Raw genomic sequence first — 26,320 nt, 5'->3', positions numbered from 1 at the left:
GACACGTCGCTTCTGGATCCATACCGCTCTATATTGGATCCAGCGACAGGGTGTCGCGCGGGAGGCGACGCATGGCGATCCAGACGGTCCTCGGTCCGGTCGAGAGCCTCGGCGCGGTCTCGATGCACGAGCACCTGCTGACCGACGCGAGCGCGCTGCAGCGCCCCGGCGTCGAGGCGCTCGACCCGGACGCCCCCGTCACCGCCGAGCTCGCGGCCGCCTTGCGCTGGAGCCAGCTCGCGCTCGCCGACAACCTCCGCCTCGACGACGTCGAGCTGCTCGCCGACGAGCTGCGCGCCGGAGCGACCGGCGGGCTCGCCGCCGCCGTCGACCTCAGCTCGCTCGGCTTCGGACCCGACCACGCCCGACTGCCCGAGCTGTCCGCGCAATCGGGGGTCGCGATCGTCGCCGGCTACGGCGCCTACCTCCCGCGGCTGCTGCCCGAGTGGTACCTCGCGCTCGACCTCGACGGCCGCACCGCGCTCTTCACCCGCGCGCTGACGGAGGCGATCCCCGGCACGACCTACCGCGCGGGGCTGCTCGGCCTGATGGGCACGACCGGCGCCTTCGCGACTCCGGAGGGTGAGCAGGAGCGGATCAGCCTCACGGCCGCCGCGCGCGCCGCCGCCGCCACGGGCTCCGCGATCACCGTCCGGCTCGCCGCCGACGCCCGCAACGGGCTCGAGGTGCTCGCGCACGTCGTCGCCGAGGGAGCGGATCCCGGCCGCGTCGTGTTCAGCACCGTCGACGAGTTCCTCGACCTGCCCTACCTCCGTGACCTCGGCGCGGCCGGCGCCGTACTGGAGCTCTGCTTCGGCAACGAGGGCGCGCACGTCGGCCGGATCCGCAACGCGAGCGACCCGCAGCGCCTGGACGCGCTGCTGGAGCTGCTCGGCACCGACCCCGGCATCCGCTGGGTGCTCGGGCACAGCACCTGGACGAAGGGGCAGCTGCGCCGTTTCGGCGGGCACGGCTTCGACCACCTCTCCGCGCGGGTCCTGCCCGGGCTGCGCGCGCTCGGCGTGGCCGACGACGTGCTGCACCGGATGAGCGTCGACGAGCCGGCCCGCCTGCTCGACCGGCCCTGAACGACCGGCCCTGACCGACCGGCCCTGAACGACTCCCGCTGTCCACGACGAACGGCCCCACCGATGAGAGAGACGCAGACCCCATGAGAGACACGCTCGCCCCCCTCGCGCCGATCGAGCCCTTCCTCGTCGACGGCGCCTGGCTCGCGCCCGACGGCGCCGAGCTGCTCGACATCGTCGACCCCGCGACGGAGGAGCTGCTCACCCGCGTCCCGCAGGCCGGCCCCGCCGAGATCGAGGCGGCCGTCACCGCCGCCCGCCGCGCGCACGACGACGCCCGCTGGAGCGGGATGAGCCCGCACGACCGCAGCCGCATCCTGAACCGCATCGCCGACCTGATCGAGGAGCGCCTCGAGGAGCTCGCGGTGCTCGAGACCCGCGACAACGGCAAGCCGATCGAGCGCTCGCGCGCCGACACGGCGACCTCGGCCCGCGTCTTCCGCTACTACGCCGGCGCGCCCTCGCGGCTGACCGGCACCGTCGTGCCCGTCGATGCGCAGCACCACGTCTACACGACGCTCGAGCCGGTCGGCGTCGCGGCGCTGATCCTGCCGTGGAACTTCCCGATCATGACGGCGAGCTTCAAGCTGGCGCCGGCGCTCGCCGCGGGCTGCACCGTGGTCGTGAAGCCGGCGGAGCAGACTCCGCTGACGATGCTGCGCCTCGCGGCGATCTGCGAGGAGGCCGGGGTCCCCGCCGGAGTCGTCAACGTGCTCACCGGCGACGGGCGGGTCGGCGCGGCGCTCACCGAGAACCCGCTGGTCAGCAAGGTCTCCTTCACCGGCAGCACCGAGGTGGGCCGGAAGGTGATGCGGGCCGCGAGCGAGGACTTCACCCGGCTGACCCTGGAGCTCGGCGGCAAGAGCCCGAACATCGTGTTCGAGGACGCGGACCTGGACGCCGTGGTGCTGACCGCGATGCGGGCGTCATTCGGCCACTCCGGCCAGATGTGCACGGCGGGCAGCCGGCTGCTGGTGCAGCGCTCGATCCTGGAGGAGATGACGGAGCGGCTGACCGCGGCGGTGCGGAAGGTCGCGCTCGGCGACGGGCTGGCCGGCGGCGTGACCGTCGGGCCGCTGGTGTCCGAGGAGCAGCGGCAGCAGGTGCTCGGCTACATCGCGCAGGGCGAGGCGGAGGGCGCGGTCGTCGCTGTCGGCGGCGGAGTGCCGGACCGGCCGGGCTACTACGTCGAGCCGACGCTCTTCACGGGCGTCAGCAACACGATGACGATCGCGCGGGAGGAGATCTTCGGGCCGGTCGTCGGGATCATCCCGTTCGAGGACGAGGACGAGGCGGTCTCGCTGGCGAACGACCAGACCTACGGGCTCGCCGCCGGAGTGTGGACTCGCGATCTGTCGCGGGCGCACCGTCTCGGGCGGCGGCTGCGCGCGGGCACGGTGTGGGTCAACACGTACAACCTGTTCGACCCGGCGCTGTCGTTCGGCGGGGTGGGGGAGTCGGGGATGGGGCGCGACCTGGGCGAGGAGGCGCTGCGCTCGTTCTGCGAGCTGAAGAGCGTGGTCGTCGCGCTCTGAGTCTCGGGGGTGTCCTGCGTTCGATCTGCAGGAGATCCGCGCGGGGATGCTGTTTCCGCCGCGTCGGCCGCGGGGTGGCGGGCCGGATCGCCTGCAGATCGGACAGCACCCTCCCGCCGTGCGGGGGGGCGTCAGATCCAGCCGTTCTCGCGGGCCTCGATCACGGCGCGCTGGCGGGTGTCGACGTCGAGCTTGCGCAGGATCGACGAGACGTGGTTGCGCACGGTGCCGGCGGACAGGTGCAGCGCCTTGCCGATCTCGCCGGTGGTCTCGCCGCGCGAGCCGGCGCTGAGCACCTCGAGCTCGCGGTCGGTGAGCGGGCTGCGCGAGCTCGCCAGGGCGTCGGCGGCGATCTCGGGATCGACGTAGCGGCGGCCGGCGGCGACCTGGCGGATCACCTCCGCCACGTCCTCCACCCGCCGTGACTTCGGCAGGAAGCCGCTGACCCCGACGGCCAGCGCGCGGCGCAGCACCCCGGGCCGGGCGTGCCGGGTGACCACGATGACGCGGGTCGCCGAGACGCGGCGCAGTCGCTCCGCCGCCTCGATGCCGTCCATGCCGGGCATCTCGACGTCGAAGAGGCAGACGTCCGGCTCGAGGCGCACGGCCTCGGCGACCGCCTCCGCTCCGTCGCGGCACTCGCCGACGATCTCGAGGTCGGACTCCAGGCGCAGCAGGGCGGCGAGGGCGGTCCGGATCATGTCCTCGTCGTCGGCGAGGAGCACCCGGATCACGCGGCACCACCCGGCAGGCGAGCGTCCAGCTCGAAGGAGCGGCGCGCCGCCCGCGTGTGCAGGGTGCCGCCGGCGCGCTCGATCCGCTCGGTCATGCCGAGGACGCCGGAGCCGGTGCCGGCCTCGGCCCCGTCCGGCACGTCGTTCACGGCCTGGAACCGCCACGACTCCGCCTCGCGCGCCAGCCGCAGCCGCGCGGACTCGCCGCCTCCGTGCTTGAGGATGTTGGTCGTGCTCTCGCGGACGACCGGCCCGAGCACGTCGGCGGGCGCCCGATCCGCGTCGGGATCGACGGCCAGCTCGACCCGCAGCCCCGCCGAGCGGAGCAGGTCGGCGGCGTTCGCGAGCTCGTCGGCGAGCGAGACGCTGCGGAAGCGGGTCGCCAGCTCGCGGGTGCCGGTGCGCGCGCCGTCGACCGAGCGCTGCGCCGCGCGGAGCTGCTCCAGCGCGCCGTCCGGATCGTCGCGGAGCAGCCGCTCGGCCAGCTCGAGCTGCAGGGCGATCACCTGCAGATGGTGCCCCTGCAGGTCGTGCACGTCACCGGCGAGGATCAGCCGCTCCTGCGCGGCCGCGAGCCGCCCCTCCGCCGCCCGCGCCCGGTCGAGCTCGCGGACGATGTCCCACCACCAGAGCATGCTCACGATCGCGAGGGGCAGCGCGGCCGCGAACGCGAAGAGGACCGAGGCGGCGCCGGGCGCGAGCGAGAGCGGGCCGCCGCCGGTCGCGCGGTCGTGCTCGAGCCAGGCGCAGATCGCGAGCAGCACGGTGAGGAACGCGGTGACCCGCCAGCGGATCCCGCGCCCCCACGGCAGCACGACGACGAGGACGAAGGCGAGCGAGAGCGGCAGGGTGAGGCTCCCCGCCGCGACGCCGGCCGCCGCGGCGCCCCCGAGACCCAGTGCGGCGACACCGGCGGCGCGCACGTCGAGGCGGAGGGCGGCGTCCCGGTCGGCCCGGCGGTAGCGGAGCGCGGCGGCGGCGAAGACCGCCGTCCAGACCGCGGCGCCGAGGAGGTAGACGGCCGGGCGCCACGGCTCCGACCCGCCGACCAGCAGCGGCACGGCCCAGACGAACAGGACCGCGAGGACGAACGAGCCGGCCGAGACGAGGGTGTACCACCAGGTGACCGAGACTCCTCGGCCGGAGGAGGGCGGCGCGGTCGTGTCGGCGGGAGGGAGCAGAGCGGTCGGCATGCGGCCCAGGCTACGACCATGACAGTTGTCACCCCTCGCGCGGCCGTTCCTCCCGGGCGACGGTGACGGGAGGGCACTGCCGGGCACCCCCTGCGGCGGGCTGGGATGGACTCGTCCCGATCGACGGGGCAGCGGTCCAGCCGCTCAGCCAGAAGGAGACACCGCCATGTCGACCATCGTCAGCGACGCGATCCTCGGATTCCAGGGCCTCATCCAGGACGTCCCCGACCTCGTCCAGCCGCTCGTGGTGGCGCTCGCCGGAGCCGTGCCGTTCATCGAGGGCGAGGGCGCCGCGACGATCGGCATCATCGGCGGGATCCACCCGGTCGTCGCCGCCGTCTCGGCCGCGGCGGGCAACTTCCTCTGCGTCGCGCTGCTCGTGCTGCTCGGCGCGGGCGTCCGCTCGGCGATCACCGGCCGGAAGCCGCGGAAGCGCGCGACGGCCCGCCGCGAGAAGTTCCAGCGCGCGTTCACCCGCTACGGCGTCCCCGGCGTGAGCCTGCTCGGCCCGCTGCTGCTGCCGACCCACTTCACCGCGGTGATGCTCGCCGGCGCCGGCGTCGCGAAGGGCCGCGTGCTGCTCTGGCAGGGCATCGCGATCGCATTGTGGACGACGGTGCTCACGGTGATCGTCTCGCTCGCGATCGGCGGCGCGGGGCTGGCGTGAGGGGCGGGGCGGCGAGGGAGAGGACGCGGCGGCGTCCCGTCATGCTGGTCGAGTAGCCGCGCAGGGGCGTATCGAGACCCGCCGTCGTCAGGAGGGCGGGTCTGCAGACTCCTGTTCTGACGCACGTGGATCTCGATACGCCCGCTGCGCGGGCTACTCGATCAGCAGGGCCCGGAGGTCACGGCGCCCTTCCGCCGGCCGCCCGCCGCATGCTGGTCGAGTAGCCCCGCAGGGGCGTATCGAGACCCGGCCTCGTCAGCACGGCTGGACTGCAGACTCCTGTTCTGACGCACGCGGATCTCGATACGCCCGCTGCGCGGGCTACTCGATCAGCAAGGGACTTCCCCGCCCTGACGAGGCGATCGGTCCTCAGAGCCCCCGGCCAGGACGACTCGGGGGGCGGGCCGACGCGGCCAGGCGGCGGACGGTGTCGCGGGGGGCGAGGGCGACGCGGGGGGAGTCCGCGAGGAGGAGGGTCGCGCGGGACGGGGCGTACTCGGGCCAGTCGGGGCCGGGGGCGCCGGTGGCGGCGAAGGCGGACCAGTGGCGGGTGAGGGCGTCGCGGAGGGACGCGGGGGCGGCGGTGCCGACCTCGGCGGGGGCGAGGGGGGAGTCGAGGGTCCGGAACAGGAACGGCAGCTCGAGGGAGTGGCCGGCGCGGCGGGGGCCGGCGGAGGCGGGCTGCTCCCAGGTGAAGAGGTAGGAGCGGGTGGACACGGTGGCGTCGGCGCGGGCGTCGAGGAAGCGCTGGCTCGGCTGGCGGTAGATCGTCTCGGCCAGGCAGGCCTCGAGCAGCTCGGCGCCGGACACCTCGCGGCCGAGGTCGGCGCGCAGGGCGGCGGCGAACGCGTCGGCGCGGCTGCCGCGCGACGCGGGCCAGTGCGGCAGGAGCAGCGCCAGCTCGCTCTTGAGGAGCTCCGGCGACGGCTCCGGGCCGCCGGGATCGACGAAGCCGGAGCCCTCGTTCACATTCGTGCCGACGATCAGATCCACCGTCGAGGACGCTCCGGCGGCGACCGCGTCGACCGGCGTCGCGGGCAGCACCCGGCCGTCGAGGCTCGGCCGGAAGGCGGGCGTCGGGTTCGGGTGGCCGGCCGAGCGCTGCTCGATCAGCCGCTGCTGGGCGGCGACCACCTCCTCCCACGGCAGGGTCAGCAGCCGCGACGGGTCGTCCTCCAGCCCCAGGAGCGCGAGCAGCTCGGCGGTGACGCCCTCGCCGAAGGCCCGCGAGCCGATCCGCTCCGGGTTGCCGCTCTGCAGGACCGCCCGCCGGAAGAGCCCGGCGGCGGCGGGCGCGGCGAGCAGCGCCGACACGAGCACCGCCCCCGCGGACTGCCCGGCGAGCGTCACCCGCGACGGGTCCCCGCCGAACGCCGCGATGCCCGAGTGCACCCAGCGCAGCGCGCCGATCACGTCGAGCAGGGCGAGGTTCGCGGAGTCGGCGTACTCCGCTCCGAGCAGGTGCTCGAGGGTCAGGAAGCCGAGGGCGCCGAGGCGGTGGTTGACCGAGACGACGATCATCCGGCCGGCGGCGGCGAGACGCGCGCCGTCCGAGAGCGGCTCCGCGTTGGACCCGACGATGTGCAGGCCGCCGTGCACCCAGACGAAGACGGGCAGGTCGCGGGCGGCGGGGTCGGGGGTCCAGATGTTCACGTGCAGCGAGTCCCGCTCGGAGACGGGCGCGTCCGCGAACGGCTGCGGCGCGACAGGCCCGCGCGAGGTCGCCGCACGCCCGCCCGCCCACGGCTCCACCGCGACCCCGGGCCGGAACCGCTCGGCGACCCGCAGGTACGGCACGCCGAGGAAGGCGTGCACCCCGCCGTCCGGCGTCTCGACGACCCGGCCGCGCACGACTCCGCCCGGAGTGACGACCTCGGTCATGCCGGCTGGTGCAGCACGGGCCCGTGGCCGGGCGAGAGCGTGCTCTGCAGGACGAGGGAGGAGGCGCCGATCGCGGCGGCGTCGCGCGGGTTCGCCGACAGCTCGACGGTGATCGGGTGCGCGCGCCGGGCGAAGCGGCGCGCCTCCAGCCGGGAGCGCAGCGCCCGCGTGTAGATCGAGCCGGCGATCGCGACTCCGGGGCCGGTGAGGACGAGCGCGTCGAGGTCGAAGAGGTTGGCGAGGGTGACGGCGCCGTCGGCGAGATGCCCGGCCGATCGCTGCAGCAGCGCCTCCGCGGCGGGGTGGCCGTTGATCGCGGCGAGGCTCAGCACGTCGAAGTCCCGGGCGTTCTGCTCGACCTCGAAGGTGAGGTCGAGGTCGGCGAACGAGCTCCGGTCCGCGCTCGCGTCCTCGACGACGACGGAGGGCGCCGCGTAGCGCTCGAGGCAGCCGGTGTTGCCGCAGAAGCAGTCGCGGCCGCCGGGCGCGATGGTGATGTGGCCGATCTCGGCGGCGTTCGAGCTGGCGCCGCGGAAGAGCGCGCCGTCGAGGACGATGCCGGCGCCGATCCCGGTGCCGATGTAGACGCTGCCGAAGGTCTCGTGCCGCGAGACGCCGCGGCTCCAGAACTCGCCGATGGCGGCCGCCGCCGCGTCGTTGTCGAGCAGGATCGGCGTGCCGAAGCCGGCGCCGAGCTCCTCGCGCAGCGGGAAGTCGCGCCAGCCCTGCAGGGTCGGCGGCCCGAGGATGCGGCCCGCGGCCTGGTCGATCGGGCCGGGAGCGACGACCGCGACGCCGGCGATGCTGCGCCGGTCGAGGCCGGTGCCGCGGACGAACGCCGCGTAGCCGTCGACGATCCGCCGGGTGACCTCGTCCGGCGCCGAGAGGGCCGCCCCGCGGATCTGCTGGCGGGCGAGCACGCCGCCGCCGGCGTCCGTCGCGACGAAGGTGATCGACTCGAAGCCGAGCTGCACGCCGACGCCGATCCGCGCGCGGGTGTTGATCTCGAGCATCTGCCGCGGCTTGCCGCCGCTGGCCGTCGATCCGGTCTCTCGGACGATGCCGTCGGTCAGGAGCTTCCGCACGATCAGCGAGATCGACGGCTGGGTCAGCCCGGTCGCCGAGGTGAGCTCGACGCGGCTGATCGGCCCGGAGGAGCGGATGAGATCGACGACGAGGGCGCGGCTGCCCGGAGCCGCGGGGGTCGCCTCACGACGCGCCATGCCTGCTCCTCACCGCTCGACCGCCAGCGTACGGGACCGGGCGCCGCGGCCCGCGCCCGCGCCTACGCTGGTACCGCCCGTCCGAGAGAGAGCCGCCATGACCGATCCGAGACCGCCGCGGCCCCTCGGGCTCGCCCTCGTCCGCGCCACCGAGATCATGGGCGCCGAGCCGTACTTCCACGAGTTCATCGCGGGGGTGGAGCACGCGGTCCGGCCGGCGGGCCACTCGGTGCTGCTCAACGTGCTGCCCGACCGCGACGCGGAGATCGAGACCTACCGGCGCTGGGCCCGCGACGGCGAGGTCGACGGCGTGGTGCTCGTCGACCTGGAGGTGGACGACCCGCGGCCGGCGCTGGTGCGCGAGCTGGGGCTGCCCGCGGTGATCGTCGGGCCGCCCTCCGCGGCGCTCGATCTGCGCGCGGTCTGGACCAACGACGACGACGCGATGCGCGACGCCGTGCAGTTCCTCGCCGACCTCGGCCACGAGCGGATCGCGCACGTCGGTGGGCCGGAGGAGCTGCTGCACACCCGGATCCGGCGCGAGTGCTTCCTGCGGGAGTGCGCCGACCGCGGCATCGAGGCGGTCGAGCGCTCGGGCGACTACTCGCGCGAGTCCGGCGGCCGGGCGCTGCGCTCGCTGGCGGAGGAGCCGGAGCCGGCGACCGCGGTGATCCTGGACAGCGACCTGATGGCGATCGGGGCGCTCGACGCGGCCCGGCAGCTCGGCCTCGACGTGCCGGGCGCGATGTCGCTGCTGGCCTGGGACGACTCCGCGCAGTGCCAGCTGAGCGAGCCGCCGCTCTCGGCGGTCTCGCACGACGTGCAGGTGATCGGCATGATCACGGGGCAGGAGCTGCTGAGCGAGATCGCGGAGTCGGCGAGCGGATCCGTGGCCAGCCCGCCGGTCGTCGTGGTGGCGCGCGGCACGACGAGCGCACCGGCGCAGCACGGCGGCCACGGGGCCTGAGCCGCCGGGACCGTCGCGTCGTCGTTCCTTCGCCATGCTCGATCTTTACATAAATTAATTATGTTTGTACTTGACGCGGGGTGGGGGCATCGGCGACTCTGAGCAGGTCGCCGCGCTGATCGACTCCCGATCGGCTGCGGCGCACGACACGTCACCGGTCGAAGGAGCCTGGCAACCCCATGAAACGTGCCCACCCCACCCCGTCCGCGTTCTCGCGGAGGCCGCGCCGCTCTCTCGCCGGCGTCGCCTTCCTGGCCCTCACGGCCGGCTCGCTCGTCGTCCTCTCGCCCGCCGCGGCGCCGTCGGCAGAGGCACAGTCGGCAGAAGCGCAGTCGGCCGCCGCCCCCGCCGATTGGACGAGCGAGAACACCGCCTTCGTGCAGCGCGACGGCAGCGCCCTGACCCTCGACGGCGAGCGGTTCCGCGCGAGCGGCACGAACATCTACTGGCTCGGCCTCGACGAGAACGTCGGCGGCGTCGACTACCCGACCTACTTCCGCATCAAGGACGCCCTCGACACCGCCGCGCAGCTGGGCGTCACCGTCGTCCGCTCGCACATGATGACCTCGACCGGGCAGAACGACGAGGACCCGCTGGCCCTGATGCCGCGCCTCGGCGAGTACAACGAGGAGGCCTTCCGCACGATCGACTTCGCCGTCGCCTACGCGGGCACCCTCGGCATCCGCCTGGTGCTGCCCCTCACCGACGAGTGGGCGTACTACCACGGCGGTCACCGCGACTTCACGACCCCGCTCGGGCTGGAGTCGGCCGAGTTCTACACCGACCCGGCCGCGATCGCCGCCTACCAGGACTACGTCGACGTGATCCTCGGCCACACCAACACGATCACCGGGACGCGCCTCGTCGACGACCCGACGATCATGGCCTGGGAGCTGGGCAACGAGCTCGAGGGGATGACCCTCGACTGGATCGACGCGCAGGTCGCCCACATCAAGGAGCGGGCGCCCGAGCAGCTCGTCGCGGCCGGCCGCCGCTTCGACATCGATCCGGACACCCTCGCTGCGCCCGACCTCGACATCGTCGACGTGCACTACTACCCGCCGACCGCCGAGCGGGTCTCGGCCGACGCCGCGACGGTCGCCGGCGCGGACAAGGTCTACATCGCCGGCGAGTACGCCTCGACGGCCGCAAGCGAGGACCTCCTCGGCGCGGCCGCGGCCGACCCGAACGTCTCGGGGATGTTCTTCTGGTCGCTCTTCGGGAACAACGACCGCGGCGGCTTCGTGCCGCACGACGACGGCTTCACCCTGCACTACCCGGGCGAGACGCCGCGGGAGCGGGAGAGCGTCGACGCGATCGAGCAGTACGGCACCGCCACGGGCAGCACGCCCGGCGAGCTGGAGCTCGGCGCGCCGCTGATCACCGCGCTGGACAAGGACTACGGGATCAACGAGATCTCCTGGCGCGGCACCGCGGGCGCCACCGGCTACCTCGTGCAGCGCTCGACCGGCGGCGAGTGGAGCGACGTCACGGACGGAGCCGTCTCGGCCTCGGCCTCGCCGGTCACCGACTTCGACTCCCCGGCCGGCGCGCGCTACCGCGTCGTCCCGGTGGGCGACGGCGACCGGCGCGGTCCCGCGTCCGCCGTCGTGGCCGCCCCCGCGGCCGGCGCCGTGCTGGTCGATCCGCTGCAGAGCTGGCTGCTGACCGCCGGCCACGAGAACGCCGAGCTCGCGCCCACTCCCGCCGGCGCTGTCGCCACCGCGACCGGCGAGGCGAGCATCAGCTGGCAGCGCGACGGGATCAGCGCGGCGGAGTTCGTCGTCTCGGACCCGTCCGGCGTCACCGTCTCGACGAGCACCGACGGCGCGACCTGGACCGAGGCGGCCACCACGACGACCGAGCGCGACGGCGCGAGCGTCGTCAGCGCGACCGGCCTCTCGGGCGATCAGGTGCGCATCGGCTGGAGCGACGGCACGGTGCAGCGGGCGACGATCACCAGTGCCGCGGCGCGGGTGGCGCTCTTCGATCCGCTCGACGACTTCTCCCGGACGGCAAGCTACGAGGGCAGTCTCTCCTTCGACACCGGCAACCCGGCGCTCTTCGGCGGCGACGCCTCGCGGGTCAAGCGCGACAGCGCCGACCCCGCGAGCCTCAGCTACGCCTTCGACGACATCAGCGGCGCTGACATCACCGCCTGGTACTGGCCCGACCAGCCGGTCGTCCCGCTCACGGTCGAGGGATCGGCGGACGGCACGACCTGGACGCCGCTCGCCGTCGAGACGCGCGGTGGCACCGGGAACTGGCGCGAGTACAGCTACGCCGTCCGCGACCTGACCGGCGTGAACCGGCTCCGCATCTCCTGGCCGCAGGGGGCGGGCGAGGTCTGGACGCCGCAGATCGGCGCGGTGAGCCTGTACTCGCCGAACGCCGCGCCGTTCGGCCTGCCCGCGGCGCCCGCGCTCGGGGCGCCCGCCGACGGGACCGAGGACGTGACGGCGACCCCGACGTTCTCGTGGGAGCCGGCCGCGGACGCCGCGTACTACCGTTTCGTCCTCTCCCCCTCGAGCGACCTCTCCGAGGCGCTGGTCTCGACCACCGGGCTCTCGGCCACGAGCTACCGCCCGCCGGTCGAGCTCGACCCGGAGACGCCGTACTACTGGCAGGTCTCGGCCGTGAACGGGCTCGGCGCCACGGCGTCGGCGACGCGCACGTTCAGCACGGCGGCGCTGCCGACCGAGCCGGTCGTGGTCGAGGACTTCGACGGCTACGCCGACGATGCGGCGCTGCAGGCCGCCTACGTCCGCAACAGCGGCGGCGGCACGATCACGCCGACGCTGGTGCCGAGCGCCAACGGCACGAGCGCGGGCCGGTTCGACTACGACACCGGCACGGCCGGTTACGCCGGCACGGTGCGGACGTTCGACGCCGCGCAGGACTGGTGGGGCTACTCCGGTCTGTCGCTGACGGTCGACGCCGACCGGGCCGTGCCGCTCGCGGTGCAGTTCGTCGCGAACGGCGCGTACTGGGAGGCGACGGTCACCCCGGACGCCGACGGCGTGCAGCGGATCGAGATCCCGTTCGAGGACTTCGCGCCGCCCTCCTGGGCGCCGCAGGCCGACCTCGACCTCACCTCGGTCACGCAGTACGCGCTGTACGTGAACGGCTCGGGCGCGGGCTCGCTGGTGCTCGACGACGTCGAGACCGTCGTGGCGGAGGCGACCACGCCGACGCCGACGCCCACTCCGACCGCTCCGCCCACCGCGACGCCGACGCCGACCGCGACGCCGACGGCCACCCCCACCGCCACGCCCACCACCCCGCCCACCGCGACCCCGTCGCCCACTCCGACCCCCGCGCCCTCCGTGCCCTCGTGGCTGGAGTCGCTGGTCAAGAAGTACCTGCCGAGCCTCTGGCAGTGGTGGCTCGGCCGCCACTAGCCGCGAGCCGCAGCCGGCACCACCCCCGCACCACCCCTCCGATCCCACCACCACCTCCCGTCGCCGAAGGCGGCGACGGCCCACCGAGGAGAACTCCTGTGCACCGACCCACCACCCGCCGCCCGGCGCCCGCCCGCCGCAGCACGCTGATCGGCCTCGCCGCCGTCGCCGCGTCGGCCTCGCTCGTCCTGTCCGGCTGCTCCGCCGGCGCGAGCAACGACTCCGGCGAGCCCGCCGGCGAGATCACCGTGCTGACCAACCGCACCGACCTCGTCGACACCACGTTCGCCGACTACGCCTCGACCTTCGAGGAGCAGTACCCCGGCACCACCGTGAAGTTCGAGGCGCTCACCGACTACGAGGGCGACACCAAGATCCGCCTGAACTCGAAGGACTACGGCGACGTGCTGCTCATCCCGAGCTCCAACGTCACCAAGGACGACTACGCGAACTACTTCGAGCCGCTCGGCTCGACGGACGAGCTCTCCGAGAAGTACCGCTTCACCAACGAGGGCTCGTTCGACGGCACCGCCTACGGCATCTCGACCTTCGGCTCCGCGATGGGCTACGTCTTCAACCGCGACGTCTGGAGCGCGGCCGGTGTCACCGACCCGCCGCAGACGGAGGAGGAGTACCTGGCCGACCTCGAGGCGATCAAGGCGACCGGCGTCACTCCCTATTACACGAACTACAAGGACGGCTGGCCGCTCGCGACCATCGAGGGCAACCTCGGCACCGTGCAGGGCGAGGACGTCCGCACCGAGATGATCGCCGACGACGCACCCTGGACCGAGGGCAACGACCAGTACAACATCGACGGTCTGCTCTACGACACGGTCGCCGCCGGCCTCAGCGAGGACGACCCGACCACCACGAACTGGGAGGAGTCGAAGGACCTCCTCGCCCAGGGCGAGATCGGCTCGATGGTCCTCGGCTCCTGGGCCGTCTCGCAGATGCAGGACGCCGCGGAGAAGGCCGGGAAGCCGCGCGACACCATCGGCTTCTGGCCGATGCCGTGGGCGCAGGACGGCGCGTTCACCTCGGTGACCGCCTCGGACAAGTTCCTCGCGATCAACAAGAACTCCGACAACAAGGCGACCGCTCGGGCCTGGATCGACTGGTTCACCGAGGACTCCGGCTTCGCCGCGAGCCAGGGCGCGATCAGCCCGGTGATCTCGGACCCGGCGCCCGACACCCTCGCCGACTTCGACGCGCTCGGCGTGACCTACCTGGAGCTCGCTCCGGACCCGGTCGGCAAGGAGGCCGTCATCAACGACATCGCCAACGAGGCCGAGATCGACCTCTTCGGCAACTCCTACCGCCAGAAGCTGATCGACGCCGCCCGCGGGGCCGGCGACGGCGACAAGCAGTCGCTCTTCGACGACCTCAACTCGCGCTGGGCCGCGGCCCGCGCGGACGTCGCGGAGTAGCAGCCGTTCCCTGGGGGCGACCCGCCACTCGCGGGTCGCCCCCTCCCCACCCCCCTCACGACCGCATTCCCCGGGATGCCGAAAGGATCGACATGGCGATCACCGACGCTCCGCCCCTCGAGGTCGGAGCGAGCAAGCGGGCCGGCGGGAGCCGTCGCGGCGCCAGGCCCTCCGGCCGCCGCCAGCGGCTGACCGGCCGCCGCAGCACGCCCTGGCTGTTCCTCGCGGTGCCGCTGGCGTTCCTCGTCGTCCTGACCTACATCCCGGTCGCGAACATGTTCTGGTACAGCGTCACCGACTGGGACGGCCTCGACCCGGACAAGACGTTCGTCGGCCTGGAGAACTACGTCGAGATCTTCACCCGGCCCGAGATCTTCCAGGTCTTCTTCGTCAGCCTCTTCTACCTGGCCGGCGCGGTCGCGCAGCTCGGGCTCGCGCTGTTCTTCGCGACGCTGCTGAGCTTCCAGACCCGGTTCCGCAACTTCTTCAAGGGCGTCATCTTCTTCCCCTACCTGATCAACGGCGTCGCGATCGGGCTGATGTTCCTCTACTTCTTCCGGCCCGACGGCACCCTCGACGCGGTGCTCGGCGCCTTCGGCGTGCAGGACACCCCGCAGTGGCTCGGCGACCCGTCGGTCGTCAACGTCTCGCTCGCGGCGACCTCGGTCTGGCGCTACATGGGGCTCAACTTCGTGCTGTTCCTCGGCGCGATCCAGTCGGTGCCGGAGGAGCAGTACGAGGCCGCGGACATCGACGGCGCGACGTCCTTCGACAAGTTCCGCTACATCATCGTGCCGAGCATCCGGCGGATCCTCGGGCTGTCCTTCATCCTCGCCATCGCGGGCGCGCTGTCGGCGTTCGAGATGCCGTACATCATGACCGGCGGCGCCAACGGGTCCGAGACCTTCGTGATCCAGACCGTGGACACCGCGTTCCGCTACTCGAAGGTCGGCCTCGCCTCGGCGATGGCCGTCGTCCTGCTCGCGATCGTGCTGATCATCACCGCGGTGCAGCGCCGCGTGTTCCCCGACGAGAAGGCGGGCCAGGAATGACCACCACGCAGCCCCGCGCCCAGGCCGTCACCGGCCTGCCCGTGACCACCAGCCCGAGCACCTCCCGGCGCCCGCGGCGCGGCTCGACGCTCGGCGCGATCGGCAAGTACACCTCGCTGATCGTCGCCTGCCTGTTCGCGCTGGTGCCGATCGTGACGATCTTCATGCTCGCGTTCAAGACGTCGACGGAGTACCGCAGCACCGGTCCGCTCGTGCCGCCGAGCAACTGGTTCAACTTCGAGAACTTCGCGATCGCCTTCACGCAGGGCGGGATGGTCACCGGGTTCCTCAACACCGGCATCATCCTGCTGGTGTCGGTGGCGGGCACGATCCTGATCGGGACGATGGCGGCCTACGCGATCGACCGCTTCCGCTTCCGCGGCCGCCGGCTCGTGACGGGGCTGTTCCTGCTCGCGACCCTCGTGCCGTCGGTGACGACGCAGGTCGCGACCTTCCAGGTGATCAACGCCCTCGACCTCTTCAACACCCGCTGGTCGGCGATCCTGCTCTTCACCGGCACCGACATCGTCGCGATCTACATCTTCCTGCAGTTCATGCAGTCGATCCCGGTCTCGCTCGACGAGGCGGCGATGCTCGACGGCGCCAGCCGCTTCACCGTCTACTGGCGGATCGTGCTGCCGCTGCTGAAGCCGGCGATCGCCACGGTCGTGATCATCAAGGGGATCGCGGTCTACAACGAGTTCTACATCCCCTTCCTCTACATGCCCTCGCAGGATCTCGGGGTCATCTCGACCTCGCTCTTCCGCTTCATGGGCCCGTTCGGAGCACAGTGGGAGGTCATCGCCGCCGGCACGATCCTCGTCATCGTCCCGACGCTCATCGCCTTCCTCTTCCTCCAGCGCTTCATCTACAACGGACTGACCTCAGGAGCCACCAAGTGACCCACACCAGCACCGAGCGCCTCTCGGCCACCCTCCGCCCCCTGCACGACGGCTGGAGCGTGCGCGCGCTCCGCGGCCCGATTCCCGCGGAGCTCGCGGGCGCGACGGTCCCGGCGACCGTCCCCGGACTCGTGCACACCGACCTCCTCGCGGCGGGCTTGATCCCGGACCCGTATCTCGACCAGAACGAGAAGAAGGTCACCTGGATCGGCGAGACCGACTGGGAGTACGCGTCCGTCTTCGCCTGGTCGCCCGACGGGCACGACCGGCACGAGCTGGTCTTCGAGGGCCTGGACACGGTCGCGACGATCGAGCTGAACGGCCACGTCGTCGCGAGCACGCGCAACCAGCACCGCACGTACCGCTTCGCCGTCGACGGTCTGCTGGTGGAGGGCGACAACGCGCTCGTCGTGCGCTTCGCCTCGCCGATCGCCGAGGCCGACCGCGCCAGCCTCGAGATCGGCTACCGCCCGCACACCTACTCGCACCCGTTCAACGCGCTGCGGAAGGCCGCCTGCAACTTCGGCTGGGACTGGGGGCTCGACGCCGCCTCGGTCGGGATGTGGAAGCCGGTCTCGCTGCACGCCTGGAGCGAGGCGCGCCTCGCCGCCGTCCGACCCGTCGTGACGGTGGACGGCACGACCGGTCGCGTCGCTGTGCACGTCGACCTCGAGCGGACGACGGAGGACGAGGTGGAGCTGACGGCGAGCGTCGACGGCGTGACCGCCTCCGTCACCGTGCCGGCCGGCGAGAGCTCGGCGACGCTCGAGCTCGCCGTGGCGGACCCGGCCCTGTGGTGGCCGCGCGGCTTCGGCGAGCAGCCGCTCTCGCTGCTGGACGTCGAGGCGCGCGTCGGCGACGCGGTCGTCGACGGCCGGACGCTGCGGATCGGCTTCCGCACTGTCGACGTGCAGCTGGACCGCGACGAGGAGGGCACCTCGTTCCGCTTCGTCGTCAACGGCGAGCCGGTCTGGATCCGCGGCGCCAACTGGATCCCCGACGACGCCTTCGTCACCCGCGTCGACCGCGCGCGCCTGGCCCGCCGGATGGACCAGGCCGAGTTCGCGAACATGAACCTGCTGCGGATCTGGGGCGGCGGCTACTTCGAGTCGGACGACTTCTACGAGCTCTGCGACGAGCGCGGGATCCTCGTCTGGCAGGACTTCCTCTTCGCCTGCGCCTCCTACGCCGAGGAGGAGCCGCTCTGGAGCGAGGTCGAGGCGGAGGTCCGCGACAACGTCACGCGGATCATGCCGCACCCGAGCCTCGCGCTCTGGAACGGCAACAACGAGAACATCTGGGGCTACGAGGAGTGGGGCTGGGAGAAGCGCCTCCAGGGCCGCACCTGGGGCCTCGGCTACTACCTCGACCTGCTGCCGCGCCTGGTCGCCGAGCTCGACCCCGAGCGCTCCTACACGCCGGGCAGCCCCTGGTCGGGCGACACCGCGATCTTCGCGAACGACGTCGACCACGGCTCCGTGCACCTCTGGGAGCTGTGGAACCGGGTCGACTACCCCGCCTACCGCGACGTGCACGCCCGCTTCGTCGCCGAGTTCGGCTGGCAGGGCCCGGCCTCGTGGTCGACCATCCAGCGCTCGATCTCGGACTCGCCGCTGACCCCCGAGTCGCCCGGGATGATCCACCACCAGAAGGCGACCGACGGCAACGACAAGCTGACCGACGGACTGGTCGCGCACCTCCCGCTGCCCGACGACACCGAGGACTGGCACTGGGCGATGTCGCTCAACCAGGCGCTCGCAGTGACCCTCGCGATCGAGCACCAGCGCTCCGAGAGCCCGCGCTGCATGGGCTCGATCGTCTGGCAGCTCAACGACTGCTGGCCGGTGACGTCGTGGGCGGCGGTCGACGGCGACGGGACGGCGAAGCCGCTGCTCTACGCGCTCAAGCACGTCTACGCGGACCGGCTGCTGACCGTGCAGCCGCGGGGCGAGGGGCTCGCGGTGGTCGCGGTGAACGACAGCGCCCGGGAGTGGGCGGGCGAGGTGGTCGTGCGCCGGCTGCGCTTCGACGGCGCGGTGCTCGCGGAGGAGCGGCAGGAGGTGTCGCTCGACGCGCGCTCGGTCGTCACCTTCCCGATCGGGGTGGGAGCCGCGGACGATGTCGCGGGCGAGCTGCTCGTCGCCGACTTCGCCGGGGAGCGCGCGTTCTGGTTCTTCGCCGAGTACCGGGTGTCGGCGCTCGAGGCGCCCCGGCTGAGCACCTCGGTGCGCGCCGTCGACGGCGGGGCGGAGGTGACCGTCACGGCGGAGAACCTCGTGCGCGACCTGACGCTGCTCGTCGACAAGGTCGACCCGGCGGCGGTCGTCGACGACCAGCTCGTCACGCTGCTGCCGGGGGAGTCGGTGACGTTCCGGGTGAGCGGGGCCGGGCTCGATCACGCGGCGCTCGTCTCGCCGAGCGTGCTGCGCACCGCCAACCAGCTCGTCGCCGACTGGGGCTGACGCGTGCGGTCGCAGCTCGCGCTCGCCGTCGACGTCGGCGGCACCAAGATCGAGTCCGCGCTCGTGCACGCCGACGGTGCGCTCGTCCCGGAGTCGCGGAGCCGGCGGCCGACCGGGCCGGCGCTGACGCCTCCGGGCTTCGCGGCGGCGGTCGCCGCGTGCATCGGGGAGTCTCTCGCGGCCGCATCGGGGCGCGAGGTGATCGGTGCGGGCATCGGCTCCGCGGGCCCGCTCGACCTCGCCGAGGGGCGCATCCGGCCGAAGAACCTGCCGCTGCTGCACGGGTTCGCTCTGCGCGCGGTCGTCGAGCGGCTGCTGCCCGGCCGGCCGGTCGCCCTGCGGCTCGACGGCACCTGCATCGCGCTCGCCGAGCACTGGGTCGGCGCCAACCGCGGCGCCGACTCCTCGGTGAGCCTGGTGGTCTCGACGGGGGTCGGCGGCGGTGTCGTGCTCGACGGCCGCGCGGTCGCGGGGCGCTCCGGCAACGCCGGGCACATCGGGCAGATCCACGTCGGCGACGCGGACCCGGAGGAGAGGAGCGACGGGACGCTGGAGAGCATCGCCTCCGGACCGAGCAGCGTCGCCTGGGCGCGGCGCCGCGGCTTCGCGGGCACGACCGGCGAGGACCTGGCGCGGGCGGCCGCGGCCGGCGACCCGGTGGCGCTCGCCGCGGTGGCGCGCTCGGCCGCGGCCGTCGGCACGGCGATCGCCGACGTTGCGACGCTGCTCGACGTCCGCGACTTCGCCGTCGGCGGCGGCTTCTCGGGAGTGACGGCCTCGTACCTCGACCTCGTCCGCGAGGCGGCCTGCGAGCGCGCGGTCTTCGACTACGCCCGCGGCCTCGCGATCCGCCCCTCCGGCCTCGGCGGCAGCGGCCCGCTGATCGGCGCGGCCGCCCTGGTGCACCTGCCGGGCCTGGCGTCGTCCGAGCCCGCCGCCCCCCTCCCTTGCTGATCGAGTAGCCCGCGGAGCGGGCGTATCGAGATCCACCGTCGTCAGAAGGACGGTCTGCACACCCCGCGTGCTGACGGGGGTGGGTCTCGATACGCCGGCCTCCGGCCGGCTACTCGACCAGCATGAATGCCCGCCCGATCGGTCGGCCCGCGCCGCGGTTCCTGGCGACCGCGGAGCACTCGCCGCTCAGTTCAGGATCTCGCCGCGCGGGTCGTCGCGGAGCTCGGCGAGGCGCGTGCGCCACGCCCGCAGCGCCTCCGGACTCAGCCGCGTCCAGTCGTGCACCTCGCGGACGACGCGGAGCGCCTCGACGCTCCGGTACGAGCGCGTCGGGTTCCCCGGGAACTTCTTGTCCGTCACGTTCGGGTCGTCCTCGAACGGCCCGGTCGGCTCCACCTCGTAGACCCGCGGCTCCGCCTCCCCGGGCGCGAGCTCGGCCGCGAGCCCCGCCCCGTCCGGCAGCGCCGTGAAGTACACGTGGTTCATCACGATCTCGGGCCGGTAGTTCGAGCGCCGCCCCGCCACCAGCAGGTCACCGACCGGCAGGTCCGCCTTCGTCCCGTGGAAGAACGGCCCGCTCTCGTCCGCAGCACTCATGCGCAGGACCCTACTCCCGGCCCGGACGCCGGCGATCCGTCACGAACGGCTCCCTCTCCGCGCAGGAGGCAGCCGTTCGTGACGGATCGATGCGCCCGCGGGTCAGGGGAGCGTCAGCTCGCCCTGGTTGAGGACGCGGGGGTGGAAGTACGCGCTCTGGATGGCGGCGTTCGTGTTGCTGCCGCGCAGCTGCTCCGACCAGATCATGAAGTACGACCAGCGGGTCTGGCTCTGCAGCAGCGACGCGTCCGGCACCTTCCCCATCTCGGCGATCGCGATCGGCTTCGAGCCGGCGATCGACTGCAGCTGCTGGTAGTCGCCGGAGCTCGGGAAGCCCTTGTACCAGACGTCCAACGAGACGACGTCGGCGTAGTTCGCACCCGGGTAGTAGCCCGCCCAGCCGCCCGCGGGGTTGTCCTGCACGTTCCAGACCCAGATCAGGTTGGTCAGGCCCTGGGCGTCGAAGTAGTCGCGCATCTGCTGGTAGATCTTCGCGCCGCCGTTCGCTCCGGGGCGGCCGCCCCACCAGTTCCAGGTCTCGTTCATCTCGTGGAACGGCCGGAACAGCACGGGCACGCCCGCGTCCTTCAGCTGCCGGAGGTACGGCACGACCTCGGCCATCCGCTGCTTCCAGGTGGTGTTGAGCGCCGTGCCGCCGGTGACGATCTGCTGGAACTGCGCATCCGTGATGCTGCTCTTCACGCCGCCGTCGAACGCGCAGGTGCTCGGCCCGGTCGGCGGGCAGGCGTGCCAGGCGAGGGTGACGAGCGAGCCGTTGGCCCACTCCGTCTTCGCCTGGTCGACGACGCGCTGCCGGTTCGCGGCGTCGGCGGCGGTGAAGAACAGGTCGCCGCCCCAGAGGCCCGGGTACTGCCCGGTGATGTCCTTCACCTGCTGCGTGTACTGCGCGGGGGCGCTCGCCGGCTCCTTGTTGTGCTGGCCCGAGACGATGCTCGTCCCGGTGATCGACTGCAGGTACTGCAGGACGGCGGTCTTCGACTTCGCCGGGAACGCCTGCGCCGCGTCCGGCGACGGGGCGACCAGTGGAGCGAGCAGGGCGGCCCCGAGGGCGGCGGCCAGGAGGATGCGGCGGGTGCGGACTCGTCGTCGAGCCATGGTGGTCCTCTCCGCGGACCCTCGTCGGTGAGCGCCCGCAGGGACACCCTGAGCCCTCAGCGCGGCCTCGTCAACCCTTACATTGATTACTAATGATATCTGCGCGATCCACTGCGCAGGAGTTGTCGTACTCGGCGGTCGAGTACGACGACTTTCGGAGAGGGGATGCCGGTAGCGGGTCCGCGCGTCCGCCCGCGCCCCGACGACGGCCCCTGCGCAGGCGCCGCTCGGTACTGTGGAACGGTTCCCCGCACCACCCGCCCCCGCCCGAAGGAGCCCCCATGCCCACCACTGTGAGCGGCGTCATCGCCCGGTCGAAGGGGGCTCCCGTCGAGCTCGTCGACATCGTCGTCCCCGATCCCGGGCCCGGCGAGGCCGTCGTCGACATCGAGACCTGCGGTGTCTGCCACACCGACTACCACTACCGCGAGGGCGGGATCAGCGACGACTTCCCGTTCCTGCTCGGCCACGAGGCCGCGGGCCGGGTCAGCGCGATCGGCGAGGGCGTCACCCACGTCGAGGTCGGCGACTTCGTCGTGCTCAACTGGCGCGCCGTCTGCGGCGAGTGCCGCGCCTGCGTCCGCGCCGAGCCCTGGTACTGCTTCAACACCTTCAACGCGACCCAGAGGATGACCCTCACCGACGGCACCGAGCTCAGCCCGGCGCTGGGCATCGGCGCCTTCGCCGAGAAGACGCTCGTGCACGCCAAGCAGTGCACGAAGGTCGACCCGGCCGCCGACCCCGCCGCCGTCGGCCTGCTCGGCTGCGGCATCATGGCGGGCCTCGGCGCCGCGATGAACACCGGCACCGTCACCCGCGGCGACTCCGTGGCCGTGATCGGCTGCGGCGGAGTCGGCACCGCGGCCGTCGTCGGCGCGAAGCTGGCCGGCGCGAGCACGATCATCGCGATCGACCGCGACCCGAAGAAGCTCGTCAAGGCCGAGGAGCTCGGCGCCACCCACGTCATCGACTCGAGCGGCCTCGACGAGGCCGGCGTGGTCGCCGCCGTGCAGGCGCTGACCGACGGCTTCGGCGCCGACGTCGTGATCGACGCGGTCGGCCGCCCCGAGACCTGGCGCCAGGCGTTCTACGCCCGCGACCTGGCCGGCACCGTCGTGCTCGTCGGCGTGCCGACGCCCGAGATGACGCTCGAGATCCCGCTGCTCGACGTCTTCGGCCGCGGCGGCTCGCTCAAGTCGAGCTGGTACGGCGACTGCCTGCCCGAGCGCGACTTCCCGATGCTCACCGACCTGTATCTCCAGGGCCGTCTGCCGCTCGACGAGTTCGTGACCGAGCGGATCGGCATCCGCGACATCGAGCAGGCGTTCGCCACGATGGCCGGCGGCGACGTGCTCCGCTCGGTGGTGGTGCTCTGATGGGCGCCCGCATCGACCACCTCGTCACCAGCGGCACCTTCGCCCTCGACGGCGGCACCTGGGACGTGGACAACAACGTCTGGATCGTCGGCGACGACTCCGAGTGCGTCGTCATCGACGCGCCGCACGACGCGGAGGCGATCCTCGCGGCCGTCGGCGACCGCACGCTGCGCGCGGTCCTGCTCACGCACGCGCACACCGACCACATCGACGCGGTCACCGCACTCCTGGCCGCCGTCGACGTCCCGGTGCTGCTGCACGAGGCCGACCGCGTGCTCTGGGACGCCTACTACCCCGACTCCGCGCCGAGCGGCACCCTCGAGGACGGCCAGGTGATCACCGTCGCCGGCCTCGACCTCGAGGTGCGGCACACCCCCGGCCACACGCCGGGCGCCGTCTGCTTCGTCGCGGCCGAGCTGGGCACCGTCTTCACCGGCGACACTCTCTTCCAGGGCGGACCCGGCGCGACCGGCCGCTCCTACAGCTCGTTCCCGACGATCATCGAGTCGATCACCGGCCGCCTGCTGACGCTGCCGGACGACACGGTCGTCCGCACGGGTCACGGCCCCACGACCACCATCGGCACGGAGAAGCCGGACCGCGAGGCGTGGATCGCGCGCGGGCACTGACGCGGCGCTCACGGCTGGCGGCGGAGCGGGCGCCCTCACGCTGATCGAGGAGCCCGCGGAGCGGGCCTATCGAGATCCACCCTCCGAACGGCGTGGGTCTCGATACGCCGCGTCCCGCGGCTACCCGACCAGCATGCATGGGGTGCGGGTGCGCGCTCGCCTGCTGATCGAGCGGCCTCTCATGTTGATCGAGTAGCCCGCGGAGCGGGCGTATCGAGATCCGACGCCGTCAGAAGGTGAGCCTGCAGACCTGTCCTGCTGACGACGGTGGGTCTCGATACGCCGCGTTCCGCGGCTACTCGACCAGCATGTGCTTCCGCGCTCAGCGGCGTGTCCGGCGGCGGAGCACGACGCCGAGCGCGGCGAAGGCGGCAGCCATGGCGAGGCCGCCGACGAGGAAAGCGGTGCTGCCGATCGCGGCGCCCCAGGCGGCGAGGGCCGCCCAGAGCGAGGCGAGCACGAACGCGGTCCGGGGAGTCATCGTGGTCCTCATCTCCCGATCCAACTCCCTCGATACCGGATGCGCGACGTCAGGCGCCATCGATCCGTCAAGAACGGCGGTGTCCGCGCGATTCGGGCGACCGTTCCTGACGGATCGGCGCGGCGCGGCGGCGCTCAGCCGACGGTGACCGGGGCGGCCGACGGGCGGCGCCCCTCCTTCATCCAGACGAAGAAGCCGAGCAGGGTGAACGCGCCGTAGAAGACGTACATCAGGCCGGAGGCGTAGTAGCCGGCCGAGAAGAGCAGCGGGACGCCGACGATGTCGACGGCGACCCAGATCAGCCAGAACTCGACCCAGCCCTTGGCCATGCCGTAGGTGGCGAGCAGCGAGCCGACGAAGATCCAGGCGTCGCTCCACACCGGCTCGTAGGAGCCGAGCGCTCGGAACACCGGGGTGAGGATCGCGGTGCCGCCGACCATGCCGAGCACCAGCAGTCCGCGGGTGCGCCAGGACGCCCAGCGCGGCGAGATCAGCGTCGTCGCGTCGCTCGGGCGGTGCGTCCAGCGGTACCAGCCGTAGATGCTCACGATGATGAACATCACCTGGCGGCCGGCCTGGCCGAGCAGGTTCACCGGGTTCGGAGTGTCGAACAGCGCGCCCATGAACACGGTGAAGAGCAGCGCATTGCCGACGAGGCCCACGGGCCACGCCCAGACCTTGCGCCGCATGCCGCCGAGGGCGCTGAGCAGGCCGAAGACGTTGCCGATCACCTCGCGCCAGAGCACCGTCTGGTCGCCGATCACGATCTGCGCGTCGAACAGCCAGTCCACGATCTGCACGGGTGCCTCCCTCGGGCCTGTCGGAGCCTCCCCGTGCAACCGCGGCCGGGGCGCCGCCATTCCGCCTGGCGCCGTTTCGCCCGGCGGCTCCGGTTCGTTGTGCAGGTGATGTCGCGCTCAGGGCGTGCGTCGAGTGGCCTTCGAGCCGGAAGCGCGCCGGATCGCCTGCAGATCGAACGGGTCCGCGGGAGCCTACGCGGCGACGAGCGAGTGCGCCTCCGCCAGCAGCGCGACCGAGCGGAGGCGGGCCGGCGTGGCGAGCGACGCGTGCGCGACGATGACCTCGTCCGCGTCCGCCGTGCGCGCGAACTCGGCCACGTAGTCCGCGACCTGCTCGCCCGTGCCGACGCCGGTGTAGTGGGTCATGCTCGCGACGTGCGCGCCGACCGGAGCGGTCAGCAGGTGGTCGAGCTCCTCCTCGGAGAACTGCTGGTCGACCGGGATCTGGCCGCTCTGGCGCAGCAGCATCATCAGGCGGGCGCGCTTCATCTGCGCGAACTGCTCCTGGGCGTCCTCCTCACTGTCGGCGGCGATGGCGTTCACGCCGGCGATGACGTAGGGCGCGTCGAGCTGCTCCGAGGGGCGGAAGCCGCGGCGGTACTCGGCGACGGCCTGGTGCAGCGCGTCGGGCGCGAAGTGCGAGGCGAAGGCGTAGGGCAGGCCGAGGGCGGCGGCCAGCTGCGCGCCGAAGAGCGACGAGCCGAGGATGTAGAGGGGGACGCGGGTGCCGGCTCCGGGCGTCGCGCTGACGCCGGCGATGCGGGACTCGCCGGCGAGGAACGCCTGCAACTCGAGGACGTCCTGCGGGAAGCGCTCGGACGAGTCGTGCTCGCGGCGCAGGGCGCGGAAGGTGGCCTGGTCGCTGCCGGGGGCGCGGCCGAGGCCGAGGTCGATGCGGCCCGGGTGCAGGGTCTCGAGGGTGCCGAACTGCTCCGCGATGGTCAGCGGGGAGTGGTTGGGCAGCATCACGCCGCCGGAGCCGAGGCGGATGGTCGACGTCTGCGAGGCGACGTGCGCGATCAGCACGGACGTGGCGCTCGACGCGATCGACGCCATGTTGTGGTGCTCGGCGTACCAGACCCGGCGGTACCCGCTCCGCTCGGCCTGCTGCGCCAGAGCGACGGAGGCGGCGAAGCTGTCGCGCGCGGTCTCTCCGGGTGCGATGGGGGCGAGGTCGAGGATTGAGAGGGGAACGGTCATGCAGGAGGCAACGCGCGCGGCGGCCTCCGTGTTCCCACGGGCCCCGGATCCGGCGCGCCGCCGCGCGGGTCGGGTGACCTCGGGCTCGCGGAATGTGCTCGGGCTCGCGGGATCGGCGGGTTCCGGCGTGCCGGAGGTGGTTCTGCGTGCCGGAGGTGGGCGCGCGGGCGTCGGGTAGACGTTCGGCTCGCGGAACGTGCTCGGGCTCGTGGGATCGGCGGGTTCCTGCGTGCCGGAGGTGGTTCTGCGTGCCGGAGGTGCGCTCCGGGCCGTCGGGTGGACGTTCGGCTCGTGGAACGTGCTCCGGCTCGCGGGATCCGCGGGTTCCTGCGTGCCGGAGGTGGTTCTGCGTGCCGGAGGTGCGCTCCGGGCCGTCGGGTGGACGTTCGGCTCGTGGAACGTGCTCCGGCTCGCGGGATCCGCGGGTTCCTGCGTGCCGGAGGTGCTTCTGCGTGCCGGAGGTGCGCTCCGGGCCGTCGGGTCGACGTTCGGCTCGCGGAACGTGCTCGGGCTCGTGGGATCCGCGAGTTTCGGCGTGCCGGAGCTCATTCTGCGTGCCGGAGGTGCGGGCACGAGTGTCGGGGTGACGTTCGGCTCGCGGAATGTGCTCGGACTCGTGGGATCCGCGGTTT

At 72.8% G+C, this 26,320-nt stretch carries 21 protein-coding genes; 12 read left to right on the top strand and 9 right to left on the bottom strand.

Annotation, left to right across the window (positions count from 1 at the left end):
• Positions 1–71 precede the first annotated feature (71 nt).
• Both GSU72_RS19425 and GSU72_RS19420 read left to right on the top strand, forming a co-directional pair.
• A complete protein-coding gene (locus tag GSU72_RS19425) occupies positions 72–1,088 on the top strand; it encodes a phosphotriesterase (RefSeq protein WP_159986510.1) in 1,017 nt (338 codons plus the stop codon).
• An 83-nt stretch (positions 1,089–1,171) separates the two neighbouring features.
• Positions 1,172–2,623: an aldehyde dehydrogenase family protein gene (locus tag GSU72_RS19420; protein ID WP_159986509.1), complete on the top strand. Its 1,452-nt coding sequence runs from the start codon at positions 1,172–1,174 to the stop codon at positions 2,621–2,623.
• 131 nt (positions 2,624–2,754) lie between these two features.
• Here GSU72_RS19420 and GSU72_RS19415 read toward each other — a convergent pair whose 3' ends face one another.
• Both GSU72_RS19415 and GSU72_RS19410 read right to left on the bottom strand, forming a co-directional pair.
• Complete coding sequence (locus tag GSU72_RS19415; protein WP_159986508.1) at positions 2,755–3,357, bottom strand: response regulator transcription factor; 603 nt, start codon at positions 3,355–3,357, stop codon at positions 2,755–2,757.
• A complete protein-coding gene (locus GSU72_RS19410) occupies positions 3,354–4,550 on the bottom strand; it encodes a histidine kinase (RefSeq protein WP_159986507.1) in 1,197 nt (398 codons plus the stop codon). Before GSU72_RS19410 ends, GSU72_RS19415 begins: the two co-directional genes overlap by 4 nt.
• A gap of 166 nt (positions 4,551–4,716) precedes the next feature.
• Between GSU72_RS19410 and GSU72_RS19405 the strand changes: the two genes are divergently transcribed.
• A complete protein-coding gene (locus GSU72_RS19405; protein ID WP_159986506.1) occupies positions 4,717–5,217 on the top strand; it encodes a small multidrug efflux protein in 501 nt (166 codons plus the stop codon).
• A 369-nt stretch (positions 5,218–5,586) separates the two neighbouring features.
• Here the strand turns inward: GSU72_RS19405 and GSU72_RS19400 are convergent, their stop codons facing one another.
• Both GSU72_RS19400 and GSU72_RS19395 read right to left on the bottom strand, forming a co-directional pair.
• Positions 5,587–7,098 carry a carboxylesterase family protein gene (locus tag GSU72_RS19400; protein ID WP_159986505.1) on the bottom strand — a complete coding sequence of 504 codons (1,512 nt, stop codon included), beginning with the start codon at positions 7,096–7,098 and terminating at the stop codon, positions 5,587–5,589.
• The gene (locus GSU72_RS19395; RefSeq protein ID WP_159986504.1) at positions 7,095–8,321 is read right to left on the bottom strand and encodes an ROK family transcriptional regulator; all 1,227 of its coding nucleotides are present in this window, start codon (positions 8,319–8,321) and stop codon (positions 7,095–7,097) included. The genes GSU72_RS19400 and GSU72_RS19395 overlap by 4 nt, the downstream gene beginning before the upstream one ends.
• A 97-nt stretch (positions 8,322–8,418) precedes the next feature.
• On the opposite strand from GSU72_RS19395, the gene GSU72_RS19390 reads away from it, so the two are divergent.
• From GSU72_RS19390 to GSU72_RS19360, 7 genes are all read left to right on the top strand, one after another.
• A complete protein-coding gene (locus GSU72_RS19390; RefSeq protein WP_159986503.1) occupies positions 8,419–9,288 on the top strand; it encodes a substrate-binding domain-containing protein in 870 nt (289 codons plus the stop codon).
• A 179-nt stretch (positions 9,289–9,467) separates the two neighbouring features.
• Positions 9,468–12,689, top strand: a complete 3,222-nt coding sequence (locus GSU72_RS19385) for a CIA30 family protein (RefSeq protein WP_159986502.1) — start codon at positions 9,468–9,470, stop codon at positions 12,687–12,689.
• Between the two features lie 98 nt (positions 12,690–12,787).
• On the top strand, positions 12,788–14,119 hold the full coding sequence (locus tag GSU72_RS19380; protein WP_159986501.1) for an ABC transporter substrate-binding protein: 1,332 nt from the start codon (positions 12,788–12,790) through the stop codon (positions 14,117–14,119).
• 92 nt (positions 14,120–14,211) lie between these two features.
• Entirely contained in the window at positions 14,212–15,171 is a 960-nt protein-coding gene (locus tag GSU72_RS19375) for a sugar ABC transporter permease (RefSeq protein ID WP_159986500.1), read from the top strand.
• On the top strand, positions 15,168–16,073 hold the full coding sequence (locus GSU72_RS19370; RefSeq protein WP_159986499.1) for a carbohydrate ABC transporter permease: 906 nt from the start codon (positions 15,168–15,170) through the stop codon (positions 16,071–16,073). Before GSU72_RS19375 ends, GSU72_RS19370 begins: the two co-directional genes overlap by 4 nt.
• A complete protein-coding gene (locus tag GSU72_RS19365) occupies positions 16,070–18,535 on the top strand; it encodes a glycoside hydrolase family 2 protein (protein ID WP_159986498.1) in 2,466 nt (821 codons plus the stop codon). The genes GSU72_RS19370 and GSU72_RS19365 overlap by 4 nt, the downstream gene beginning before the upstream one ends.
• A 3-nt stretch (positions 18,536–18,538) precedes the next feature.
• On the top strand, positions 18,539–19,489 hold the full coding sequence (locus tag GSU72_RS19360) for an ROK family protein (protein WP_159986497.1): 951 nt from the start codon (positions 18,539–18,541) through the stop codon (positions 19,487–19,489).
• 186 nt (positions 19,490–19,675) lie between these two features.
• Here the strand turns inward: GSU72_RS19360 and arr are convergent, their stop codons facing one another.
• Together arr and GSU72_RS19350 are read right to left on the bottom strand one after the other, a co-directional pair.
• On the bottom strand, positions 19,676–20,086 hold the full coding sequence (gene arr, locus GSU72_RS19355; RefSeq protein WP_159986496.1) for an NAD(+)--rifampin ADP-ribosyltransferase: 411 nt from the start codon (positions 20,084–20,086) through the stop codon (positions 19,676–19,678).
• A 102-nt stretch (positions 20,087–20,188) separates the two neighbouring features.
• Entirely contained in the window at positions 20,189–21,202 is a 1,014-nt protein-coding gene (locus GSU72_RS19350) for a glycosyl hydrolase (protein ID WP_159986495.1), read from the bottom strand.
• Between the two features lie 281 nt (positions 21,203–21,483).
• Between GSU72_RS19350 and GSU72_RS19345 the strand changes: the two genes are divergently transcribed.
• Entirely contained in the window at positions 21,484–22,578 is a 1,095-nt protein-coding gene (locus GSU72_RS19345) for an S-(hydroxymethyl)mycothiol dehydrogenase (protein WP_159986494.1), read from the top strand.
• The gene (locus GSU72_RS19340; RefSeq protein WP_159986493.1) at positions 22,578–23,207 is read left to right on the top strand and encodes an MBL fold metallo-hydrolase; all 630 of its coding nucleotides are present in this window, start codon (positions 22,578–22,580) and stop codon (positions 23,205–23,207) included. The genes GSU72_RS19345 and GSU72_RS19340 overlap by 1 nt, the downstream gene beginning before the upstream one ends.
• Positions 23,208–23,529: 322 nt before the next feature.
• On the opposite strand, the gene GSU72_RS19335 is transcribed toward GSU72_RS19340, so the two are convergent.
• The 3 genes from GSU72_RS19335 to GSU72_RS19325 form a co-directional block, all read right to left on the bottom strand.
• Entirely contained in the window at positions 23,530–23,688 is a 159-nt protein-coding gene (locus tag GSU72_RS19335) for a hypothetical protein (RefSeq protein WP_159986492.1), read from the bottom strand.
• A 134-nt stretch (positions 23,689–23,822) separates the two neighbouring features.
• A complete protein-coding gene (gene pnuC / locus GSU72_RS19330; protein WP_159986491.1) occupies positions 23,823–24,488 on the bottom strand; it encodes a nicotinamide riboside transporter PnuC in 666 nt (221 codons plus the stop codon).
• Positions 24,489–24,680: 192 nt separating this feature from the next.
• Entirely contained in the window at positions 24,681–25,688 is a 1,008-nt protein-coding gene (locus GSU72_RS19325) for an LLM class flavin-dependent oxidoreductase (RefSeq protein WP_159986490.1), read from the bottom strand.
• Positions 25,689–26,320: the final 632 nt, after the last annotated feature.

Source organism: Rathayibacter sp. VKM Ac-2760 (assembly GCF_009834185.1).
Taxonomy (GTDB): domain Bacteria; phylum Actinomycetota; class Actinomycetes; order Actinomycetales; family Microbacteriaceae; genus Rathayibacter.
The sequence above is the reverse complement of the archived record's forward strand: the minus strand, read 5'-3'. Positions and strand labels throughout refer to the sequence as shown.

What these genes read in the sequence shown, in the direction of transcription:
- GSU72_RS19400 (WP_159986505.1), bottom strand. Translation starts at nt 7,098, where the DNA reads ATGACCGAGGTCGTCACTCCGGGCGGAGTCGTGCGCGGCCGGGTCGTC.
- GSU72_RS19410 (WP_159986507.1), bottom strand. Translation starts at nt 4,550, where the DNA reads ATGCCGACCGCTCTGCTCCCTCCCGCCGACACGACCGCGCCGCCCTCC.
- GSU72_RS19405 (WP_159986506.1), top strand. Translation starts at nt 4,717, where the DNA reads ATGTCGACCATCGTCAGCGACGCGATCCTCGGATTCCAGGGCCTCATC.
- GSU72_RS19395 (WP_159986504.1), bottom strand. Translation starts at nt 8,321, where the DNA reads ATGGCGCGTCGTGAGGCGACCCCCGCGGCTCCGGGCAGCCGCGCCCTC.
- arr (WP_159986496.1), bottom strand. Translation starts at nt 20,086, where the DNA reads ATGAGTGCTGCGGACGAGAGCGGGCCGTTCTTCCACGGGACGAAGGCG.
- GSU72_RS19345 (WP_159986494.1), top strand. Translation starts at nt 21,484, where the DNA reads ATGCCCACCACTGTGAGCGGCGTCATCGCCCGGTCGAAGGGGGCTCCC.
- GSU72_RS19350 (WP_159986495.1), bottom strand. Translation starts at nt 21,202, where the DNA reads ATGGCTCGACGACGAGTCCGCACCCGCCGCATCCTCCTGGCCGCCGCC.
- GSU72_RS19370 (WP_159986499.1), top strand. Translation starts at nt 15,168, where the DNA reads ATGACCACCACGCAGCCCCGCGCCCAGGCCGTCACCGGCCTGCCCGTG.
- GSU72_RS19335 (WP_159986492.1), bottom strand. Translation starts at nt 23,688, where the DNA reads ATGACTCCCCGGACCGCGTTCGTGCTCGCCTCGCTCTGGGCGGCCCTC.
- GSU72_RS19390 (WP_159986503.1), top strand. Translation starts at nt 8,419, where the DNA reads ATGACCGATCCGAGACCGCCGCGGCCCCTCGGGCTCGCCCTCGTCCGC.
- GSU72_RS19340 (WP_159986493.1), top strand. Translation starts at nt 22,578, where the DNA reads ATGGGCGCCCGCATCGACCACCTCGTCACCAGCGGCACCTTCGCCCTC.
- GSU72_RS19420 (WP_159986509.1), top strand. Translation starts at nt 1,172, where the DNA reads ATGAGAGACACGCTCGCCCCCCTCGCGCCGATCGAGCCCTTCCTCGTC.
- GSU72_RS19375 (WP_159986500.1), top strand. Translation starts at nt 14,212, where the DNA reads ATGGCGATCACCGACGCTCCGCCCCTCGAGGTCGGAGCGAGCAAGCGG.
- GSU72_RS19385 (WP_159986502.1), top strand. Translation starts at nt 9,468, where the DNA reads ATGAAACGTGCCCACCCCACCCCGTCCGCGTTCTCGCGGAGGCCGCGC.
- GSU72_RS19325 (WP_159986490.1), bottom strand. Translation starts at nt 25,688, where the DNA reads ATGACCGTTCCCCTCTCAATCCTCGACCTCGCCCCCATCGCACCCGGA.
- GSU72_RS19425 (WP_159986510.1), top strand. Translation starts at nt 72, where the DNA reads ATGGCGATCCAGACGGTCCTCGGTCCGGTCGAGAGCCTCGGCGCGGTC.